Source organism: Sphingopyxis sp. GW821-FHT12C06 (assembly GCF_058807415.1).
This window is the reverse complement of the sequence record NZ_JBXAQR010000005.1, coordinates 141,129-161,778: the sequence shown is the minus strand read 5'-3', so window position 1 is coordinate 161,778 and position 20,650 is coordinate 141,129. Positions and strand designations below refer to the sequence as shown.

Here is a 20,650-nt window from a genome sequence, read left to right as displayed (position 1 = left end):
ATAGATGCCGGATCGAGTCCGGCATGACGAACCTGACCTGACTCTTCTTGACAAGCGCCACCCCAAAAGCGCTAATAGAACATATCAGGAACAAAATCATGCGCGAGTCGTCTTCCCCACTCGCCGGGCTGCGGCAACGCGTCGCCCGGCTGGCCGCCAGTGGCGGCCTCGAAAGCCACCGCCCCGACGGCTGGCTGGCGACCGGGCATGGTGCGCTCGATGCCTCACTGGGTGGCGGACTCGCGGCGGGGCGTGTACATGAATTTTTTGCCACCGACGCACTCGACGCCGCGAGCGCTGCCGCTTTTGCGGCGCTGCTCGCGCTGCGCGGCGGTGGCGCGGCGCCAGTTTTGTGGCTGCGGACAAGCGACGCCGCGCGGCGCGCAGGACAGCTTTATGCGCCGGGAATCGCCGAGCTGGGCGGCAACCCCGACCGGTTGCTATTGGTCGAGGTCAGCGACGCAAAAGCCTTGCTCGGCTGCGCCAACGACGCCGCGCGCTGCCCTGGATCGGCGGCGGTCGTCGTCGAAAGCTGGGGCAAACTCCCCGCGCTCGACCTGACCGCGGGGCGGCGGCTCGCACTCGGCGCGCGCGATGCCGGAGTGACTTTGCTGTTTTTGCGGATCGATGCGCAGCCGGTGCCGAGCGCCGCCGAAACGCGCTGGAGCATCGCCGCGGCCGAATCGCGCGAACTGGAGGCGGCGGCACCGGGGGCGCCCGCCTTCGATCTGGAATTGCTCCGCTGGCGCGCGGGCCCTGCGGGGATGCGCTGGCGGCTGGAGTGGAATGGTGATGAACAAATCTTCCGGGAAGCGGCGCTATCTGGCGCTGTTCTTCCCCTATCTGCCCGCCGAGCGATGGTGCCGCGCGGCGCCGCAGCCGCCTGATGCCCCGCTCGTCTTCGTCGAAAAGCAGCGCGGCGCGCTCCGCCTCGCCAGCGTTGACGCGCGCGCGCAGGCGCTCGGCCTTGGCCCCGGCGTGGCCTTTGCCGATGCGCGGGCGCGTGTGCAGGAGCTTCTCGCCGTGCCGCACGAACCCGCCGCCGACGAGCAATGGCTCGACCGGCTGGCGCAGGGGTGCGGCCGCTACACCCCGCTGGTCGCGCTCGATCACCCCGACGGGCTGATCCTCGATATCGGGGGCGCCGCGCATCTGTTCGGCGGCGAAGCGGGGCTGGTTGCCGATCTTGAGGCCCGCATCACCGGGCTCGGCATGACGCTGCGCCACGCGAGTGCGGATAATCCCGATGCCGCGCGTGCGCTCGCGCGCCACCAGATGCTGCCCGCCCCCGATGAGGCGGCGGCGATCCGGCGGCTACCTGTCGCGGCGCTCGAACTCGATGACGAGGCGACGACCGGGCTGGTCCGCGCGGGGCTGAAGACGATCGGCGACCTTGGCGCGCGACCGATGGCGAATATCGCCGCACGCTTCGGCGCCGACGCCGCGACCGCGCTGCGCCGCATTCTCGGCGACGCAGCCAGTCCGCTCGCCCCGCGCCAGACGCTGTCGCCGGTGGCCGCCGAACGTCGCTTCGCCGAACCGATCGCGAGCATGCCCCATGCCGCGAAAATCCTGGGGGAGCTGATCGGCGAAGCCGCCGGGGAGATGACCCGGCGCAGCAAAGGCGGACGCCATTTCCGCGCAACCTTCTTTCGCAGCGATGGCCTCGCGCGCGCGATCGAGATCGAAACCGGCCACCCGACGCGCGACGTCGCGCTCGCGATGCGGCTGTTCGCCGAGCGGATGGACGCGCTGCGCGACCCGCTCGACCCCGGTTTCGGTTTCGACATGATCCGCCTCGTCGTCCCGCGGATCGAGGCGCTGGGTGCAACGCAGCTGAAACTCGAAGGCGGCGCGGTACAGAGCGCCGCGGTTGGCGCACTCGTCGACCGGCTGGCGACGCGGCTCGGGCGCGGGCGGGTCCGGAAATTTCGGCCCGCCGACACCCATATCCCCGAACAGGCGCAGCTCGAACTGCCCGCGATCGACGCCGCGCCGCTGCTGCCCTGGGCTACCCCCGAGCCCAGCGAACCGCCGACACGCCCCATCTATCTCTTCGACCCGCCGCAGCCGATCGAGGTGATCGCCGAGGTCCCCGACGGCCCGCCGCATCGTTTCCGCTGGCGCCGCGCGACCCACGCGATCCGCCGTTTCGAAGGCCCCGAACGCATCGCCGCCGAATGGTGGCGGCGCCGCGACAATGGCGGACTGACCCGCGACTATTACCGCGTCGAAGATGTTCAGGGCCGCCGTTACTGGCTGTTCCGCCACGGGCTGTACGAGGAAAAGGACGACCCGCGCTGGTATATCCACGGGCTGTTCGCATGAGCGATCCCCCCGCGCCCGATCCCGCTTTCGCCGAACTGGTCGCCGCGACCAATTACAGCTTTCTGCGCGGCGCCTCACACCCCGCAGACATGGTGGCAGAGGCAATCAACCTAGGCATGTCCGGCATCGGCATCGCCGATCGCAACAGCGTCGCGGGGGTGGTGCGGGCCTGGGCCTTTCTGAAGGAGCAGCGAGTCAAGCTGGGCGATGCGATGCCCGACTTCCGGCTGGTGGTCGGGGCCCGGCTGGCCTTTGCCGACGGCACCCCCGACATCATTGCTTATCCGACGACCCGACACGGCTGGGGCCGACTGACCCGCCTGCTCTCGACCGGCAATCTGCGCGCACAAAAGGGCGATTGCACCCTTTATCTGGAAGATCTTCTCGAACATTGTGACGACTTGCTGCTGATCGCAACGGGCGGAGATGCAGCACTGCTCCGCACCCTCAAACAAGCACGGCGGAAATCGGTATGGCTTGCAGCAACCATGGCACGGTCGGGCGCAGATGCGCGGCGACTGATCGAACGCGAGCGACTGTCCACCGCAACAGGCGTCCCGCTGCTCGCGACCAACGATGCCCTCTATGCGACGATCGCGCAGCGCCCCTTGCACGACATCATAACCAGCATCCGCGAAGGGATGACGATCCAGAAGGCCGGCAAGCTGCTCCGCGCCAATGCCGAGCGCTATCTGAAAGCCCCCGCCGAAATGGCGCGGCTGTTCGACAATCATCCGAAAGCGATCAAGGAAAGCGCGAAGCTGCTCACGCGCATCCACTTCCAGCTCGACGACCTGCGCTATGAATATCCGCATGAGCCCGTGCCGCCGGGGTGGAAGCCCTTTCCCTATCTCCACCATCTGGTGATGACGGCGGCGGAAAAACGTTATGGAACGCCCCTCCCCCCCAAGGTCCGCCAGCTCATCGGCAACGAATTGCGCCTGATCCGCCGGCGAAAATATGTCTATTATTTCCTGACCGTCTATGATCTCGTCCGCTTCGCGCGCGCGCAGCAGCCGCCGATCCTCTGTCAGGGACGCGGTTCGGCGGCCAATTCGATCGTCTGTTTCCTGCTTGGGGTGACCTCGGTCGATCCGATGCAGCACGACCTGCTCTTTTCGCGCTTCGTTTCGGCCGAGCGCGACGAGCCGCCCGACATCGACGTCGATTTCGAACATGAGCGGCGCGAAGAGGTGATCCAGTATATTTATGCGCGTTACGGCCGCGCCCGCGCCGCGATCGCCGCGACGGTCATCCATTACCGCCCGCGCAGCACGATCCGTGAGGTCGGCAAGGCGCTGGGCTTCAGCGAGGATGTCACCGCGCGGCTCGCCGACACCAGTTGGGGCAGCTGGGGCGACGAGGTTCCCGTCGAGCGCTTCATCGAGGCCGGGCTCAACCCGCACAATGGCGAGGTCGAGCGATTGCATCGCTTCGTCGGCGAACTGCTCACCTTCCCCCGCCACCTGTCGCAGCATGTCGGCGGCTTTGTCCTCACCGAAGGGCAGCTCGACGAACTGGTACCGATCCACAACGCCGCGATGGACGAGCGCACCTTCATCGAGTGGGACAAGGACGATATCGACGCACTCGGGCTGATGAAGGTCGATGTGCTCGCGCTCGGCATGCTCACCTGCATTCGCAAATGCTTCGACCTGATGCGCGACCATGGGCTGGGCGACAAAACGCTGGAACTCGACCTCGATGCCAAGGATCCGGCGGTTTACGACATGCTGTGTGCCGGCGACAGCATCGGGGTGTTCCAGGTCGAAAGCCGGGCGCAGATCAACATGTTGCCACGCCTGCGTCCCCGTATCTTCTACGATCTGGTCGTGCAGGTCGCGATCGTCCGGCCGGGACCGATCGAGGGCGATATGGTTCACCCCTATCTCAGGCGACGCAATGGCGAAGAGAAGGTCGAATTCCCCAAACCCGCACCACCACATGACCCGCACGAACTCAGAGACGTTCTCGGCAAAACCTTTGGCGTGCCGCTGTTTCAGGAACAGGCGATGAAACTGGCCATCACGGCCGCCGATTTTACCGCCGAAGAAGCGAATGGCCTGCGCCGCGCGATGGCGACCTTTCGCAACGTCGGCACGATCGAGAATTTCCGTGACAAGATGGTCGGCGGCATGGTCGCACGTGGCTATGAGAAAGCGTTCGCCGAACGCTGCTTCAAACAGATCGAGGGGTTCGGCAGCTACGGCTTTCCCGAAAGCCACGCCCAGTCCTTCGCGCGGCTCGTCTATGTGTCGTCATGGATCAAGCATTATCATCCCGCGGTGTTCGCCTGCGGAATCCTCAACTCGCAGCCGATGGGTTTTTACGCCCCGGCGCAGCTCGTCCGCGATGCACGCGAGCATGGGGTCGAAGTGCGCGAAGTCGATGTGAACGCCAGCGGCTGGGACAACAGCCTTGAACGGCGCGACGACGGTGCACTCGCGCTGCGACTGGGGTTTCGACAGGTCGACGGGTTTCGCGAGCTCTGGGCGGAGCAAATCGCCGTCGCACGCACGGCGCCCTTCACCAGCGTCGAGGAACTCGCCCGCCGCGCCGGGCTTCCTTCTCGCGCACTGCGCCTGCTCGCCGATGCCGACGCCTGCCGTTCGATGGGGCTCGATCGCCGCCCTGCGCTCTGGGATGCCCGGCGGGTGCGGCAGGGGGTGCTGCCGCTGTTCGGCGCTGCCGAAGCCGACGAGCTCGGCGCCGAGGCCGACGCAAAGCTGCCCGCCACCCCGCTCGTCGAACATGTGCTCACCGATTATCAAACGACGCGCCTGTCGCTGAAGGGGCATCCGATGGCCTTCCTGCGCCCCGCCTTCGCAAAGGAAGGCGTGCTGAGCTGTACCGGGGTCGCGGCGGCGAAAAATGGCTCGATCGTCCGCACCGCGGGCGTCGTGCTGATCCGCCAGCGCCCCGGCAAGGGCAATGCGGTCTTCATCACGATCGAGGATGAGGGCGGGATCGTGAATATCCTGCTGTGGGCGCGCCATTTCGAACGCTACCGCCGCGCCGTCATGGCGTCACGGTTGATGCTGGCGGAGGGCGAGGTGCAGCGAAGCAAGGAGGGCGTCATCCATCTGATGGCAACGCGGATCGTCGACCGCACCACGATGCTCGACGGACTGGGCGATGGAACGCCGGTGCACCCCGAACTGGCGTACGCCGACGAGGCCGCACACCCACAGGCGCCGCGCAGGCATGCCCCGCGCCATGGCCACCCGCGCGACGTCCGCATCCTGCCCAAGTCGCGCGACTTTCATTGAGGCTGGGTGAGGGAGCGCGCCGGCGCCGCTTCTCTCAGACAAAAAGACACCCCGGTCGTGGGGGACCGGGGTGTCGGATCAGGCTATCAAAGGGACCAACCAGATATAGCCTGAATTTTCGTAGCCCGGCTTAGCCGCGGAGCAGGTTCATCACGCCTTGCTGGCTCTGGTTCGCCTGAGCGAGCATCGCGGTCGATGCCTGCGACAGGATGCCAGCAGCGGCGAGCTTGGTCGATTCGGCCGAGAAATCGGCGTCTTCGATGCGCGACTTGGCGTCTGCCAGATTGGTGACGGTCGACGTCAGATTGTCGACGGTTGCTTCAAGGCGGTTCTGCTGCGCACCGAGGTTGGCGCGCGCGGTGGCGACCGTCTGGATGCCCGTGTCGAGCAGACCCAGCGCCAGGGAGGCGTTCGCCGCCGTCGACAGGTCGACCGTGTTAACGGCGAGGCCAGTGGCGGTCATGTCAGCGATCGCAATCGTGACCTTTTCACCGCTGTTGACGCCCGTCTGGATGTCGATCGCCGCTGCGGTGCCGTCGAGCAGCTTGGTGCCGTTGAAGGTCGTGCGGGTGGCGATATCGCCGATCTGCGCCATCAGCGCGGTGACTTCGGTCTGGATCGCGGTGCGATCGGTCGTTCCGTTGGTGCCGTTGGCCGACTGAACAGCCAGTTCGCGCATGCGGACGAGGATGTTCGAGATATTGCCCAGCGCGCCTTCGGCGGTCTGCGACAGCGAGATGCCGTCGTTGGCGTTGCGTACGGCCTGGTTGAGGCCGCGGACATTGGCATCCATGCGGGTCGCGATGGCGAGGCCGGCGGCGTCGTCCTTCGCGCTGTTGATGCGCTTGCCGCTCGACAGGCGTTCCATCGCCTGCGATTGCATTTTATTGGCAACGCGCGAGTTGTTCTGGGCGCGAAGCGCGCTCACATTGGTGTTGATAACGGTCATGATGTTCCTTTCCGGCCTCGATGGCCATTCCCGTAGCGTGCGGCTGGCTGAGCTTCACTCTATCCAGTAACGGCACGCGGCGGCGCAACTTAAGCCGCATTCATAAAAACCTCTCCGCACCCAGGCGCGTGAGGCCGATCCCAAAAAAAACGCCCCGGTCGTGGGGGACCGGGGCGCCTGATCAGGCCATCAAAGGGACCAGCCAAATTTGGCCTGAATTTTCGTAGCCCGGCTTAGCCGCGGAGCAGGTTCATCACGCCCTGCTGGCTCTGGTTCGCCTGAGCGAGCATCGCGGTCGATGCCTGCGACAGGATGCCAGCAGCGGCGAGCTTGGTCGATTCGGCCGAGAAATCGGCGTCTTCGATGCGCGACTTGGCGTCTGCCAGATTGGTGACGGTCGATGTCAGATTGTCGACGGTTGCTTCAAGGCGGTTCTGCTGCGCACCGAGGTTGGCGCGCTGCGTGGCAACCGTCTGGATCGCGGCGTCGAGAACGCTGAGGGCGTCCGAAGCACCCGCCACATCCGAAAGATCGATATCTTCCACAAGGGCAGCGGTGACAGCCGGCGGCCCTGCAGCGGCGGCACGGCCCAGAGCAGAGGCACGCAGGTCTGCGATCGTGATCGTCACCTTCTCACCCGAGTTGACGCCCGTCTGGATGTCGATCGGCGTGGTCGTTGCGCTGCCGTCGAGCAGCTTGGTGCCGTTGAAGGTCGTGCGCCCCGTAATGTCGCCAATCTGCGCGATCAGCGCGGTGATTTCGGTCTGCACCGCGTCGCGATCGGTCGTTCCGTTGGTGCCGTTGGCCGACTGAACAGCCAGTTCGCGCATGCGGACGAGGATGTTCGAGATATTGCCCATCGCGCCTTCGGCGGTCTGCGACAGCGAGATGCCGTCATTGGCGTTGCGCACGGCCTGGGTCAGACCGCGGACGTTGGCGTCCATGCGGGTCGCGATGGCGAGGCCGGCGGCGTCGTCCTTCGCGCTGTTGATGCGCTTGCCGCTCGACAGGCGCTCCATCGCCTGCGACTGCATCTTGTTGGCAACACGCGAGTTATTCTGGGCGCGAAGCGCGCTCACATTGGTATTGATGACGGTCATATTCTTCCTTTCCGGCCCGAAGGCCATTCCCGTGGCGTGCGAGTGGGCAAGCTTCTCTCGTCCAGTAACGGCAGACGGCGGCGGCGCTTAAGCGGCACGCACAAAAAGCCGTGGAAGCCCTCTCCTCACCCGAATCTGCAAGATCCGGCCCCGAAGATGCCCCGGTCGTGGGGGACCGGGGCATCGGATCAGGCTATCAAAGGGACCAACCAGATATAGCCTGAATTGAGTGGCTCGGCTTATCCGCGGAGCAGGTTCATCACGCCTTGCTGGCTCTGGTTTGCCTGAGCGAGCATCGCGGTCGATGCCTGCGACAGGATGCCAGCAGCGGCGAGCTTGGTCGATTCGGCCGAGAAATCGGCGTCTTCGATGCGCGACTTGGCGTCTGCCAGATTGGTGACGGTCGACGTCAAATTGTCGACAGTCGCTTCGAGGCGGTTCTGCTGCGCACCGAGATTGGCGCGCTGCGTGGCGACCGTCTGGATGCCCGTGTCGAGCAGACCCAGAGCCGTCGAGGCACCCGCCGCCGTCGACAGATCGACACCGCCGACGCCAAGGCCCGCGGCGGTCAGGTTGCCGATCGCGATCGTCACGCTCTCGCCCGAATTGACACCCGTCTGGATGGCGATCGACGTGCCGCCCGAAAGCAGATTGGTGCCGTTGAAGGTCGTGCGGGTCGCGATATCGCCAATCTGCGCAATCAGCGCGGTGACTTCGGTCTGGACTGCGGCGCGATCGGTCGTGCCGTTGGTGCCGTTGGCCGACTGAACCGCCAGTTCGCGCATACGAACGAGGATGTTCGAGATATTGCCCATCGCGCCTTCGGCGGTCTGCGACAGCGAGATGCCGTCGTTGGCGTTGCGCACGGCCTGGTTGAGGCCGCGGACGTTGGCGTCCATGCGGGTCGCGATGGCGAGGCCGGCGGCGTCGTCCTTCGCGCTGTTGATGCGCTTGCCGCTCGACAGGCGTTCCATCGCCTGCGACTGCGCCTTGCTGGCAACACGCGAGTTGTTCTGGGCGCGCAGCGCGCTCACGTTGGTGTTGATGACGGTCATAATGATCCTTTCCGGCCTCGATGGCCATTCCCGTAATGTGAGGGCTCGAGGAGCGGTCACGAAAATGAGTAACGGCGGGCGACAGCGGCGCTTAAGCTGGCCCGTCAAAAAAATGCCGGGCACCTGCGGAAGTTGGAACAGCCGCCGCATATATCACTGAAAATGCGCCATTAAGCATTCTGGCACGGCCTTTGCATCGTTCTCTGCGAGCGGCGCACAGCTGCACCTCAGAACGGATGAAAAGATAATGAGCACGATTGACCAGAGCCGGCTGTTGTTGATGCGCAGTTCAATCCTCAATCAGAATGTGGCGCTGCAACGCGCCGCCGGCCGCGGCGCAGCGGGCGGAAGCGAAGGCGCCGAGGGAGGCGCCGATTTCAGCACCGCGATCAACAATGCGCTGCAACAGGTCAACGCCCAGCAGACCAAGGCGAGCGAGCTGACTGAATCCTATGAACGCGGCGACACGCACGACATCGTGAGCGTGATGATCGAACGGCAGAAAGCCTCGCTTGGTTTCGAAACCACGCTGCAGGTGCGCAACAAGCTGCTCTCCGCTTACCGCGACATCATGAACATGCCGGTATAATCCGATGGCCGACGCACAGATGCTCACCCCGATCGATGCCGGACATGCGAACCGCCTGCCCGGCGCGACGCTTGGCGATCGCCTCGCGCCGCTGCGCCAGTTCGCGCAGCAACCCGCGGTGCAGCGTGCGCTGCCCGCCATCGCCACCACCACCGCGATCGGCATCGCTGCCCTCGCTTATTTCCTCAGCCAGTCGGCACCGCAAGCTCAGCTGTTCGCCGGGCTGGCCGACGCCGACAAATCGGCAGTCGCCGACGCACTCCAGACGTCGGGCATCGCGCACAGCATCGATCCGGTGACGGGCGCGCTGACGGTCGATGCCGACAAGCTTCATCAGGCGCGCATAGCGCTCGCCGGTCAGGGTCTGCCCAAGGCCCAGCCCGACGGCGACAGCCTGATCGCGGCGCTACCGATGGGGTCGAGCCGCGCAATCGAGGGCGAAACGCTCCGCGCCGCGCGCGAAGCCGAACTGTCGCGCACGATCGAAGCCATCGATTCGGTGAAAAGCGCGCGCGTTCATGTCGCCGCCGCCGAACCCAGCCTGTTCGTCCGCGAGGACAAGCCCGCTACCGCGTCGGTGATGCTGACGCTGCAGAACGGCCGCTCGCTCAGCGAAGGTCAGGTGCAGGCGATCCGCTTCCTCGTCGCTTCGTCGGTTCCCGGCATGAATGCCGATCAGGTGTCGGTAATCGACCAGCGCGGCGCGCTGCTGTCCGACACTGCGACATCGACCGACATGAAAGCGTTCCAGCTCCAGACCCAGATCGAGGATCGCTTCCGCCGCGCGCTCGACACGTTGCTCAGCCCGATGCTTGGCGCCGGCAATTTCAGCGTCGAGGTCCACGCCGACGTCGACATGTCGGAAAGCCAGGCGACGCGCGAAAGCTTCCCCGAAAACGACCGTGCGCTCACCAGCGAACAGATTACGCGCCAGGTCAGCGGTCAGGCTCCGCCGCCCGCCGTCGGCATCCCCGGCGCGCTGTCGAACCAGCCGCCGCAGGCAACGACAATCGGAGCGACAGCCCCGGTTCCGGCGCCCGCCGGCGCGCCCGAAACGCAAAGCAATGAAAATGCCCAGCGTGCCTATGAAGTCGGCCGCGAGATTTCGGTGACCCACCAGCCGCAGGGCCGCGTTCGCCGCGTCTCGGTCGCGGTCGCGCTCAATCAGGGCACGAAGGCGCTGACGCAGGCCGACATGATGAAGATCGACGGTCTGGTAAAGGGCGCGGTCGGTTTCGACATCGCGCGCGGCGACCAGGTCGCGATCAGCCAGCGCCCCTTCGTCAAGATCGAGGACACCACCCCCGCCTTTTACGACCAGGGCTGGTTCATGCCGCTGATCACACAGGTCGGCGCCATCCTTGCCGCACTGCTCGTCTTCCTGTTCATCGGCCGCCCGCTGATCCGCGCCGCCAAAGCACGCGCCGCAGCCCGCGCCGAACAGACCGCTGCGATCGAGGAAACCTTGCTCACCGCGACCAGCGGCCGTCCGGCACTGGAAAACGGCCGCCGCGAAATCACCCTCGACATGATCGAGGCCGCGCCGAGCTATGAAACCCGCGCCAATCTCGTTCGTGCCTTTGTCCGCCAGGATTCGGCTCGCGCCGCACTGGTCGTTCGCCAGCTGATGCAGGAGGGCGCCCGTGCCTGACGCCGCCGACACCGTATTGGGCATGCCCGCCAAAGCCAAACCCGCAATCGAAGGATCGGCCGCCGCCGCTATCCTCCTGATGCTGCTCGACGAAAGCGAAGCCGCAACGATCCTGAAGCAGCTCGACCCCGAAGAAGTCCGCCACCTCGCGAAAGCGATGTTCGACACGGCCAATGCCAGCGAACATCAAATCGAGCAGGCGCTCGACCGCTTCGTGCTCCGCAGCCGCGACGTCAGCGCGCTCGCGATCGGTGCCGACAGCCGCATCCGCACCGTGATCCACGAGGCGGTCGGCAACGTCCGCGCCGACAATATCCTCGCCGCCGTCGCGCCGCAGTCGAGCGCCGCGTCGCTCGAAATGCTGCGCTGGATGGATGTCGAGGCGATCAGCGGCCTGCTCGCCAGCGAGCATCCGCAGGTCGGCGCGCTGATCCTGTCGGTGCTGATCCCCGATGTCGCCGCGCGCGCGATCGAAACCCTCGACGAAGTGCTGCAGGCCGATCTGGTGCTGCGCGCTGCGCAGCTGACTTCGGTCCCCGCCGCGGCGATCGAAGATCTGGAATCGGTGCTCGCCAGCGCCAATGCCGACGGCCAGCGCGTCGCGAAGCAGACGATCGGCGGCCCCAGCGACGTCGCCAAGATCATGAAGAAAATGCCGAAGCAGCTTTCGGAACGCACGATCCGCGCGCTCAAAAAGACCGACAAGCTGCTTGCGCAGGCGATCGAGGAAGAAATGTTCATCTTCGAAAACCTCCGCGATCTCGACAAGAAGAGCCTCAGCACCGTGCTGCGCGCGGTCGAAGCCGCCGAACTCGCAATCGCCCTCAAGGGCACCGACGAAGAAATGGTCGACCTGTGCCTCGCCACCATGTCGCAGCGCGCATCGGAAACGATCCGCGACGAAATGGCCGAAATGACGATGGTCAAGCGCACCGACGTCGACGAAGCGCAAAAGGCGATCATGATGGTCGTGCGCCAGATGGCCGCCGCAGGCGAAATCATGATTGCAGGCGGAGGCGACGACTATGTCTGATCGCTTCCCTGAAACGGGTTTCGCCGCCGGCGCGCTCGGCGATGCGATGGCCCGCAAGGGCGGCTTCCGCCCGCTGTCCTTCGCGCCCGAAGCCCCCGACGCCGACATGGAAGATGAAACGGCCGATACCGTCATCGCCGACGATCCCTATGCCCTCGGCCTCGCCGAAGGCCAGCGCCTCGCCGAATCGGCCTATTCGGCCGAGCGCCACCAGCTGCTCGCACTGCTTGCCGGTGCCGAGGCGTTGCAGGATGAGCCGAGCGAAGAACTGGCACAGTTGATCGCCGAAACCGTCGAACGGCTGGTTCGCCAGATCGTCGAGACCGCGCCGATCGACGCGGCATGGCTTCAGGCGCAGGCCGAAACCGCCGCAGCGCTCGTGGCCGAAGCCGACAAGGCGCGCACCCTGTGGGTTAACCCCGCCGACGCCGCGCTGCTCGTCGACTGCCCGCTCCGCCTGCCGGTCGAAGCCGACGCGACGATGAAGCGCGGCACGGTCCGCATCGAAACCTCGGCAGGCTGGATCGAACATGGCCGCGCCGTTTACCTCGACGAACTGCGCGCCGCGCTCGGCGGCGCCGGAGACGGTGCATGACGCGCCGCCTGTCCCTGTCGGCGCGTCAGCTGCTCGATCCCATCGACCTCACCGACGCGAGCCCGCGCCGCATCGGCACGCTCGTCTCGCACGAAGGCATCATGCTCGAAGTATCTGGCTTTCCCCAGCCGCTCGGCAGCAATGTCCGCATCAAGTCGGCGAACAATGAATATGTGAACGGCGAAGTCGTCGGCTTTCGCGGCCACCGCAGCCTCGTCCTGCCGTTCGACGCCAACATGCCGCTCGTCACCGGCGCGCCGGTTGAACCGCATGGCGCATCGGGCATGGTCGCGTGCGGCAAAGCGCTGCTCGGCCGCATCATCGACGCGCAGGGCAACCCGCTTGACGGCCGCCCGCCGATCAAATCGCAATTCCAGTGGCCGCTCGCCGGGCGCAAGACCAATCCGCTGCGCCGCGGCCGCGTCACCAGGCCGCTCAACATGGGCGTCCGCGCAATCAACGGCCTGCTCACCGTCGGCGAAGGCCAGCGCGTCGCGATCATCGCGGGCTCGGGTGTCGGTAAATCGGTGCTGATGGGCCAGATGATCGCCGGCACCGAATGCGACGTCATCGTCGTCGGGTTGATCGGCGAACGCAGCCGCGAGGTCAGCGATTTCGTCGAAACCAAGCTTCCTCCCGAAGTCCGCAAAAAGGCCGTCGTCGTCGCGGTTCCCGCCGACCATCCGCCACTGCTTCGCCTGCGCGCCGCGATGCGTGCGACCGCGATTGCAGAAGCCTTCCGCGCCGACGGCAAAAAGGTGCTGCTGTTGATCGACAGCCTGACCCGCGTCGCGCATGCGCAGCGCGAGATCGGCCTGACGCTGGGCGAACCGCCGACGATGAAGGGTTATCCGCCTTCGGTCTTCGCTTTGATCCCCTCGCTGTGCGAACGCGCCGGCATCGACCGCGAAACCGGCGGTTCGGTTACCGCACTCTACACCGTCCTCGCCGATGGCGGCGATATTGACGACCCCGTCGTCGATAGCGCCCGCGCGATCGTCGACGGCCATATCATCCTGTCGCGCACCATGGCCGAACAGGGCGTCTATCCCGCGATCGACGTCGCGCGTTCGCTGTCGCGCACGATGGTCGATTCGGTCGATGCCCCCCATGCCGCCGCCGCCGCACGCTTTCGCCAACTGTGGTCGGCCTATGAGGAGAATCGCGATTTGATGCTGATGGGCGCCTATGTTGCCGGCACCGATCCGGTGCTCGACGAAGCCATTTCCCGGCGCGCCGACCAGCTCGCTTTCGTTTCGCAACCCGCCGCCGCGCAGGTCGATTTCCAGGCCTCGCGCCAAATACTGATCGAAGGATATACCGCATGAACGCCCGCACCGAACGCCGCAAACGGATCATTCGCGTGCGCTCCGTCGAACATCAGATGGCCGAAGCCAATCTCGCACGCGCCAATGGCGAACTTGCGAGCCTGGTCGAACTCGCACGGCGCCTCGAAACGTTGCGCGTCGACCTTGCCATGGCCAAGGGCGCGGTCGCAGCCGGCGCACTCAACACGATCGGCGAGCTCGCGATGCGGCTCGACATCGCACAGGAAAATCTGACCGCACCGCTCAGCAACGCCAGCGCGCGCCGCGACCATATGGGCGTGCTCGCCCAGAGCGCGATGGTCAAAGAAGAATCGGCGGTCCGCCTTTACGAACGCAGCCGCAAGGCGGCCGAAGTCGAACAGGAGCGGCGCAGTGACGCCAACCGTCCATACCGTGCCGGCGTCGGCATGCGCCTGCGCCTGATCGAAGGCGGCGCAGCATGATGAGCGCACTGCCCCAGCCCGCGACCTCCCCGGCGCTTGCGACCTTTCTTGCAGCGATCGGTCAGGCCCCCGCGACCGGCGGCGAAAACGGCAGCTTCAGCCAGCTGCTTGCCGCCGCGCCCCAGTCCGCGCCCGGCGCTGGCGCGATCCCGGTCATCGCCAAGCTCCAACTGCCGCAGAGCGTCGAAGACGCGGCGCTGTCCACCACCGAAACGACCGAAATCGACGCTACTGCCAAGCCGGTCGTGGCCAAGGACGTCGTGCCCACCGATACCGCGGCTGCGACCGCAGCCAACCTGCTGATCGCAATCGCGGGCGCGGGCGCGGGTGCTATCGCCCCTGGAACGAAGCCCGTGCCGGGCCAGCCCGCCGGGGCTGCGTCAGAGACTGACGCCGAAGCGAGCGCCGACCCCGCCGCCGCGATGACTCTTGCCATCACCGAACCTGCCGTACCGGTGACCACCTGGTCACCCATCGTCGCAGCCGCCGGGAAGCCCGCCAAGCCGGCCGACACCGCCGCACCCTCGATCGACGACATGACGTCAACGATTCCGGCCGCCGCGAAACAGGTTTCCGCCTCGCTCCCGACGCTCGCCGCGCTTCCGACCGAACCGTCTTTCGCTAAAGCCGCGCCTGCCGAAGCGTCAATGACCGTGCTGTTCACCCAGCCGGGGACGCAGGGAACCGTCGCCCCCGGCGAAGCGGTGCAACCCGCGATCGTGACCGAACGCACGCTCGACCTTGGCAGCGACGACGCCTGGATCGAGCAGCTCGCACACGACATTGCGGCAACCAAATCGACGACCGGTGACGTCAGCTTTCGCCTGATGCCGCGCCACCTCGGCCGTCTCGACGTCGCGATGCAAATGGGCGACGAGGGCATGTCGCTGAAACTCGACACCCAACATGAAGCAACCGCGGTCATCGTCACCGCCGCGCAGACCCGTCTCGTCGAAGACCTGCGCCAGCAGGGTGTGCGCGTCGCCGGCGCCGAAGTGACCTGCACGCCGGGCGAAACCGGCCGGCAGTCACAGCAAGGCCAGGGCCGCGGCGCCGCTCAGGACGCCGCCCATCTTATCGAAACCGCCACCGAACGCGCCGAGCCGCGTGACGACGACCGCGCCGCCGACCGCCGCGGCCGCTTCGCCTGATCAGGAAAGATCCGACTATGACCAAGGACAAAATCGAAACCGAGCCCAAAAAGGGCAAGTTCAAGAAGCTGATGATGATCGTCATCGGCGCCGCGGTGCTGATCGGCGCCGGTGCCGGTGCGGGCATGTATTTCGGCGTCGGCATGGCCGCGCATGCCGCCAAGCCCGAGGACAATTATCCCAAGCTGGTGGAACGCAGCAGGAAGGACGAACCGCCCCCGGCCGAGGACAAGAAGGAAGAGGCCCCGCTGAAGGTCGGCACCGTCGCGGTTCCCAACGACCGCTTCAAGGTCGATCCGCGCAAATATGAAATCACCTATTATCCGATCACCGATGCCTTTACGACAAACCTTGCCGACGGCTCGGGTTTCCTGCAGATAGGCATCAGCCTTTCCACCTTTTATGATGGCAAGGTTATCAATAATATCAAACGGCAGGCTGTGCCGATCCGCTCGGTTGTGCTTATGGTACTCGCCGAACAGGATCCGGTTTTGCTCTCGACATCGCAAGGAAAACAGCGATTGCAGCGTCAGCTGACTGGCGCAGTCAACGGGGTGCTGCGCGAGAAGGAAGGTTTTGGAGGTATCGATAATGTCTATTTCACGAGCCTGGTCGTCCAGTGAAAGCTGACGCCAAACCGGTCAAGGCGGTCAAGGCGCCAGCAGCGAAACAGCCGGCGGCGTCGGACACGTCCGACGCCAAGGCATCGTTGCTGCTACGCAAGACGGAGGGCAGCTATGCCTTTCCGGCGCTTGATACCGTCGCCAACCAGTTTGGCCGCAGCCTGCGCGACCTGCTGCGCGCGCTCGGCGCAACGGCCATTCAGGTCGAGCGCGCCGGGGCGGAGCAGATGAGCTTTGCCGACTGGTGCCGCGAAGCCGCGCCGGCGATCTTCTGGCGCTATCATGCGCCGCCGCTCAAAGGCCCCGTGCTGCTTTCCGCAGCGCGGCCATTGATCCTTCAGCTGGTCGATATTTTCTATGGCGGCAAGGGCAAGCTTTCGGGCGAACGCGAAGACCTGACCGATGCCGAGGAACGCTTTGCCGCGCGGCTCGGCCGCGACATGGGGATCCAGCTCGCCGCCGCCTGGGGCGACAAGCTGCCGATCGAACCCGAACTCGACTGCGTCACCTGCGACAGCGCGAAGCTCGCCGCGGTGCGCGCCGACGACGAACTGCTCGTCCAGCGCTTCGTCCTTCGCGGTGCGCCGTTCGAGGGCCGCACGGTCCTGTGCGCCTATCCGCTTGCGGCGCTGCGCGGGATCGCCGGCGCCGAACCCGTTCCCGAGGTGCGCGAGACGCATTCGGCCGACCCGGTATGGAGCGCGACGCTGAACAAGGCGCTACGCGACATCCGCCTGCCCGTCCGATCGGTGCTTGCGCGCCCCGAAATCAGCCTGGTAAAATTGCTTGGGCTCGAAGTGGGCGATGTCATCCCCTTCACCATGCCCCGCCATGTGCCGGTGACCGTTGCGGGCCGCAACTTTGCCGTGGGCAGCATTGGCGAGGCCAATGGCAACGCCGCCATCATGATCGAACATATCGAAGAAGGACCGGACCATGACTGACATCAGCGAAGCCCCCGCGGCCGCGCGCCGCGAACGCCGCGATAACAAGGACATCGCATCCTCGCCCAATTTCGACCTGCTCGCCGGCGTATCGCTGCGCGTGTCGGTCGAGGTCGGATCGACCTCGATGACCCTCGCCGAACTGCTCGCCTTGTCCGAAGGCAGCGTGATCGAACTCGACCGCGCGGCGACCGACATGCTCGACATTTATGCGAACGGCACCTTGATCGCGAAGGGCGAGATCGTCAGCGTCGACGGCCGCTATGGCATCCAGGTCGCCGAAGTCGTTGCCCCTGACCGCGGACTTGGCGGCCTCGACCGGAGGAAGTGATGTTCGAATATATCCTCCGCCTCCTGATCCTGCTGCCAATGATCGGCGGACTGGCCTGGGGCAGCCTGTGGCTGTGGAAACGCGTCCAGATGGGGGTGCCGCTGGTTGGCGGAACCGCCAAGGCGCGCTCGATCCAGATGATCGACGTGCTGCCGCTCGGCCCCGGATCGAAGCTGGCGGTCGTCGAATTCGGCGGGCAACAGATTTTGATCGCGGTATCGCGGAACGGCATCACCCGCCTTGCCGACGACAGCCAGGGCGACTTCCATGTCGACTGAGCGCTCCCTCTTCTCCAAAATCGGCTGGCTGCGCGGTGCAGCGCTCGTCGGCGGTCTCGCGCTCCTCGTCGCGGCACCCGCCGCCTATGCGCAGGCCACCGACGGGCTGAACCGCGCCGTCGCCGAAATCGGCGGCAACGGTCGCCCGCTCTCGCTGTCGCTGCAAATTTTGGTGATGATGAGTTTGCTGACGGTGCTGCCGTCGCTGCTGCTCATGATGACCAGCTTTACGCGCATCATCATCGTCCTGTCGATTCTGCGCCACGCGCTGGGTTTGCAGCAGACGCCGCCGAACCAGGTGCTCGTCGGGCTCAGCCTTTTCCTGTCTCTGTTTGTGATGCAGCCGGTGATTACCGAGGTGAATCGCGTCGCGATCGAGCCCTATGGCCAGGAGCAGATCGATATTGGCGAGGCCGTATCGCGATCGGGGGTCGCGCTCCACGGTTTCATGATGAAGCAGACGCGCAAATCCGACCTGATGATGTTCGCCAAGATCGCCAAGGCGCCAAGTTATGCGAGCCCGAAGGATGTTCCCTTCTCGATTCTGCTGCCCGCCTTCGTCACCAGCGAACTCAAGACCGCTTTCCAGATCGGCTTCCTGATCTTTCTGCCCTTCCTCGTGATCGACCTGATCGTTGCCTCCGCGCTGATGTCGCTGGGCATGATGATGCTGTCGCCGATGATCATATCGATGCCCTTCAAGTTATTGCTCTTCGTCCTCGTCGACGGCTGGGCGCTAACAATGGGCTCGCTCGCTTCCTCTTTCGTGAGTTAGCGAAATGGAGGCCGATTATTTCATCGGGGTGGCGCAGCAGTCCTTGTGGATTCTCGCGCTTGCCTCGGCGCCATTGCTGCTGCCGGTGCTCGTCATCGGCGTGCTGCTCGGCATGGTGCAGGCCGCGACCTCGATCAACGAACAGACGCTGACCTTTGTCCCCAAGCTGATCGTCGCCGCGATCTGCCTCGCGATTTTCGGCAGCAGCATCCTCGTGCTGCTCACCGATTTTACGCGCGAGATCTTCGCGCAAATTCCCGCCCTGGTGAAGTAGGCCGGGAATGAATCCCGCCGACATCCCGAATGTCGAGGCGATGCTTCAGCTGTGGATGCTGGGGATGATCCGCCCCGGCGCCGCCTTTCTGGCCGCACCGGTGTTCGGCGCCGCCAACGTACCCGTCCAGCTCCGCCTCGTCATCGCGCTCGCGGTCGGCGTGCCTGCAGTCGCAGCATCGGGGATGGCGCTGCCACCCGAGGGCATCGTATCCGTCCCCGGCCTGTTGTTCATCATTGGCGAGGTGATGATCGGCCTTGGTATCGGTTTCGTGCTGCAAATGGGACTCGCCGCCGCCTTGCTCGGCGGCGAGGCGATCAGCAACGCGATGGGGCTAGGTTTCGCGGCGATGGCCGACCCGATGAGCGGGCAGATGAGCTCGGCGATCGGGCAATTCCTCTCGATGCTCGCGACCGCGCTCTTCCTCGCCGCCGACGGCCATCTGCTGCTGATCGACATTGTCGTGGAGAGCTATATCGCCCTGCCGCCCGGCGGCGGCGGCCTGTCTTTCGAAGCGATCGGTGGCATCCTGCGCTTCGGCAGCCTGATGTTCGCCGCCGGGCTGACGATCGCGCTGCCCGTCGGCTTTGTCCTCATCATGGTTCAGATCATCATGGGTGTGATCGGCCGTTCGGCCCCTGCACTCAACCTGTTCGCGGTCGGCATCCCCGCGACCCTTCTCGCGGGCGTCATCCTGCTCGCGATCGGAACGCCGGTGATGGCCGAGGCGATCGCGCGCATATTGTCGGACGCGCTCGATGCCGCGCGCAGGATTGCCGGCGGCTGAGCCATGGCGGGGCAAACTGAAAAAGACCAGAAAACCGAACAGGCGACGCCCAAGAAGCGCGCCGACTCTACGCGCGAGGGCGATGTGCTGATGTCGCGCGAGCTTGCGACCGCGCTGATGATGCTCGCCGCAGCAGGGTGGATCATCGCCGCAGGCGGCTGGTTCGTCCAGTCGGCGGGCGACCTGGTGCGCCGGGGGCTGACGCTGACCACCGCCGATGTCGCCGATTTCGCCCCGGGCGAGGCCTTGTTGCGCAACGGGGTCGAGATTCTGCTGCCGCTCGCCAGCCTGTTCGCGCTGGCGCTGGGCGCCGCGATCGCGGGGCCGGCGCTGCTTGGCTCGTTCGGCTGGCGCGGCAAGGCGCTCGCCTTCAAGGGCAATCGCCTCAACCCGATGACCGGGCTCAAGCGCATGTTCGGGACGCAAGGGCTGGCCGAACTGGGCAAGGCGATCGCCAAGGTTCTGCTTCTGGGCCTCATCGGCTATTGGCTCGTCGCGCGCAGCCTGCCCGCGATCATGTCGATGGCGGCGAGCGACCTCTCCTCCGCGATCGGCCTCGCGGGACAGGCGCTCGGCCATGCGATGCTCACCCTTGCCGGCGGGCTGGTCGTCATCGCGCTGATCGACGTGCCAGTGCAATGGTTCCAGCGCAACAAGCGGCTGATGATGAGCAAGCAGGAAATCAAGGAGGAAATGCGCCAGTCGGACGGCGCGCCCGAACTCAAACAGGCCCAGCGCCAGCGCGCGCACGAAATGATGAGCGGTTCGGCGCGCAAGGCGGTGTCCGATGCCACCGTCATCCTGACCAACCCGGCGCATTTCTCGGTCGCGCTGCGCTATCGCCCCGGGGTCGACGCCGCGCCGGTCGTCGTCGCGCGCGGGCGCGGTGATGTCGCGCTGGCGATCCGCGAACTGGCGCGCGCGGTCGATGTCCCGATCCTCGAATATCCGCAGCTCGCCCGTGCGATTTACTTCACCGCGCGCGCCGGGCGCGTGATCCCCGAAGAATTGTTTGTCGCCGTGGCGACCGTGCTCGCCTTCGTCTTCCGGCTCGAACGCGCGGTCGCCGAAGGCACACCGCAGCCCAGCGTCGATGTCCCCGCGTCGCACCGCTTCGATCCCGACGGGCGCCGTCAGGATTAAATCG

At 65.7% G+C, this 20,650-nt stretch carries 21 protein-coding genes; 18 read left to right on the top strand and 3 right to left on the bottom strand.

Annotation, left to right across the window (positions count from 1 at the left end; translation table 11 throughout):
- Positions 1-98 precede the first annotated feature (98 nt).
- The 3 genes from AC1RRJ_RS16085 to AC1RRJ_RS16075 are packed head-to-tail and all read left to right on the top strand — an operon-like array spanning position 99 to position 5,597.
- Positions 99-887 (top strand): ImuA family protein, encoded by a 789-nt coding sequence (locus tag AC1RRJ_RS16085; protein ID WP_493124449.1) that lies wholly within the window; start codon positions 99-101, stop codon positions 885-887.
- Complete coding sequence (locus AC1RRJ_RS16080; RefSeq protein WP_493124447.1) at positions 793-2,328, top strand: Y-family DNA polymerase; 1,536 nt, start codon at positions 793-795, stop codon at positions 2,326-2,328. The genes AC1RRJ_RS16085 and AC1RRJ_RS16080 overlap by 95 nt, the downstream gene beginning before the upstream one ends.
- Positions 2,325-5,597: an error-prone DNA polymerase gene (locus tag AC1RRJ_RS16075; protein WP_493124445.1), complete on the top strand. Its 3,273-nt coding sequence runs from the start codon at positions 2,325-2,327 to the stop codon at positions 5,595-5,597. The genes AC1RRJ_RS16080 and AC1RRJ_RS16075 overlap by 4 nt, the downstream gene beginning before the upstream one ends.
- Positions 5,598-5,727: 130 nt before the next feature.
- Here the strand turns inward: AC1RRJ_RS16075 and AC1RRJ_RS16070 are convergent, their stop codons facing one another.
- The 3 genes from AC1RRJ_RS16070 to AC1RRJ_RS16060 form a co-directional block, all read right to left on the bottom strand.
- Positions 5,728-6,546, bottom strand: coding sequence for a flagellin N-terminal helical domain-containing protein (locus AC1RRJ_RS16070; protein WP_493124443.1), 819 nt, complete (start codon positions 6,544-6,546; stop codon positions 5,728-5,730).
- Between the two features lie 233 nt (positions 6,547-6,779).
- A complete protein-coding gene (locus AC1RRJ_RS16065) occupies positions 6,780-7,646 on the bottom strand; it encodes a flagellin N-terminal helical domain-containing protein (protein WP_493124441.1) in 867 nt (288 codons plus the stop codon).
- 239 nt (positions 7,647-7,885) lie between these two features.
- A complete protein-coding gene (locus AC1RRJ_RS16060; protein ID WP_493124439.1) occupies positions 7,886-8,701 on the bottom strand; it encodes a flagellin N-terminal helical domain-containing protein in 816 nt (271 codons plus the stop codon).
- 247 nt (positions 8,702-8,948) lie between these two features.
- Between AC1RRJ_RS16060 and fliE the strand changes: the two genes are divergently transcribed.
- From fliE to AC1RRJ_RS15985, 15 genes are read left to right on the top strand one after another with little or no spacing between them, the layout of a single operon-like run.
- Positions 8,949-9,290 (top strand): flagellar hook-basal body complex protein FliE, encoded by a 342-nt coding sequence (fliE, locus tag AC1RRJ_RS16055; protein WP_493124437.1) that lies wholly within the window; start codon positions 8,949-8,951, stop codon positions 9,288-9,290.
- Between the two features lie 4 nt (positions 9,291-9,294).
- The gene (fliF, locus tag AC1RRJ_RS16050) at positions 9,295-10,941 is read left to right on the top strand and encodes a flagellar basal-body MS-ring/collar protein FliF (RefSeq protein WP_493124435.1); all 1,647 of its coding nucleotides are present in this window, start codon (positions 9,295-9,297) and stop codon (positions 10,939-10,941) included.
- Entirely contained in the window at positions 10,934-11,974 is a 1,041-nt protein-coding gene (gene fliG, locus AC1RRJ_RS16045; RefSeq protein WP_493124433.1) for a flagellar motor switch protein FliG, read from the top strand. Before fliF ends, fliG begins: the two co-directional genes overlap by 8 nt.
- A complete protein-coding gene (locus tag AC1RRJ_RS16040) occupies positions 11,967-12,569 on the top strand; it encodes a FliH/SctL family protein (RefSeq protein ID WP_493124431.1) in 603 nt (200 codons plus the stop codon). The genes fliG and AC1RRJ_RS16040 overlap by 8 nt, the downstream gene beginning before the upstream one ends.
- A complete protein-coding gene (locus tag AC1RRJ_RS16035) occupies positions 12,566-13,897 on the top strand; it encodes a FliI/YscN family ATPase (RefSeq protein ID WP_493124429.1) in 1,332 nt (443 codons plus the stop codon). The genes AC1RRJ_RS16040 and AC1RRJ_RS16035 overlap by 4 nt, the downstream gene beginning before the upstream one ends.
- Positions 13,894-14,340: a hypothetical protein gene (locus AC1RRJ_RS16030; RefSeq protein ID WP_493124427.1), complete on the top strand. Its 447-nt coding sequence runs from the start codon at positions 13,894-13,896 to the stop codon at positions 14,338-14,340. The genes AC1RRJ_RS16035 and AC1RRJ_RS16030 overlap by 4 nt, the downstream gene beginning before the upstream one ends.
- Positions 14,337-15,491 carry a flagellar hook-length control protein FliK gene (locus tag AC1RRJ_RS16025; protein WP_493124425.1) on the top strand — a complete coding sequence of 385 codons (1,155 nt, stop codon included), beginning with the start codon at positions 14,337-14,339 and terminating at the stop codon, positions 15,489-15,491. Before AC1RRJ_RS16030 ends, AC1RRJ_RS16025 begins: the two co-directional genes overlap by 4 nt.
- 17 nt (positions 15,492-15,508) lie before the next feature.
- Positions 15,509-16,114: a flagellar basal body-associated FliL family protein gene (locus tag AC1RRJ_RS16020; RefSeq protein ID WP_493124423.1), complete on the top strand. Its 606-nt coding sequence runs from the start codon at positions 15,509-15,511 to the stop codon at positions 16,112-16,114.
- Entirely contained in the window at positions 16,111-17,058 is a 948-nt protein-coding gene (locus tag AC1RRJ_RS16015; protein WP_493124421.1) for a flagellar motor switch protein FliM, read from the top strand. Before AC1RRJ_RS16020 ends, AC1RRJ_RS16015 begins: the two co-directional genes overlap by 4 nt.
- Entirely contained in the window at positions 17,051-17,389 is a 339-nt protein-coding gene (fliN, locus tag AC1RRJ_RS16010) for a flagellar motor switch protein FliN (RefSeq protein ID WP_493124419.1), read from the top strand. Before AC1RRJ_RS16015 ends, fliN begins: the two co-directional genes overlap by 8 nt.
- Positions 17,389-17,667, top strand: coding sequence for a FliO/MopB family protein (locus tag AC1RRJ_RS16005; protein WP_493124417.1), 279 nt, complete (start codon positions 17,389-17,391; stop codon positions 17,665-17,667). The genes fliN and AC1RRJ_RS16005 overlap by 1 nt, the downstream gene beginning before the upstream one ends.
- Positions 17,657-18,442, top strand: coding sequence for a flagellar type III secretion system pore protein FliP (fliP, locus tag AC1RRJ_RS16000; protein WP_493124415.1), 786 nt, complete (start codon positions 17,657-17,659; stop codon positions 18,440-18,442). Before AC1RRJ_RS16005 ends, fliP begins: the two co-directional genes overlap by 11 nt.
- 4 nt (positions 18,443-18,446) lie before the next feature.
- On the top strand, positions 18,447-18,716 hold the full coding sequence (locus AC1RRJ_RS15995; protein ID WP_088471796.1) for a flagellar biosynthetic protein FliQ: 270 nt from the start codon (positions 18,447-18,449) through the stop codon (positions 18,714-18,716).
- 7 nt (positions 18,717-18,723) lie between these two features.
- Positions 18,724-19,503 (top strand): flagellar biosynthetic protein FliR, encoded by a 780-nt coding sequence (fliR, locus tag AC1RRJ_RS15990; protein WP_493124413.1) that lies wholly within the window; start codon positions 18,724-18,726, stop codon positions 19,501-19,503.
- Positions 19,504-19,506: 3 nt separating this feature from the next.
- Positions 19,507-20,646, top strand: coding sequence for an EscU/YscU/HrcU family type III secretion system export apparatus switch protein (locus AC1RRJ_RS15985; protein ID WP_493124411.1), 1,140 nt, complete (start codon positions 19,507-19,509; stop codon positions 20,644-20,646).
- Positions 20,647-20,650 lie beyond the last annotated feature (4 nt).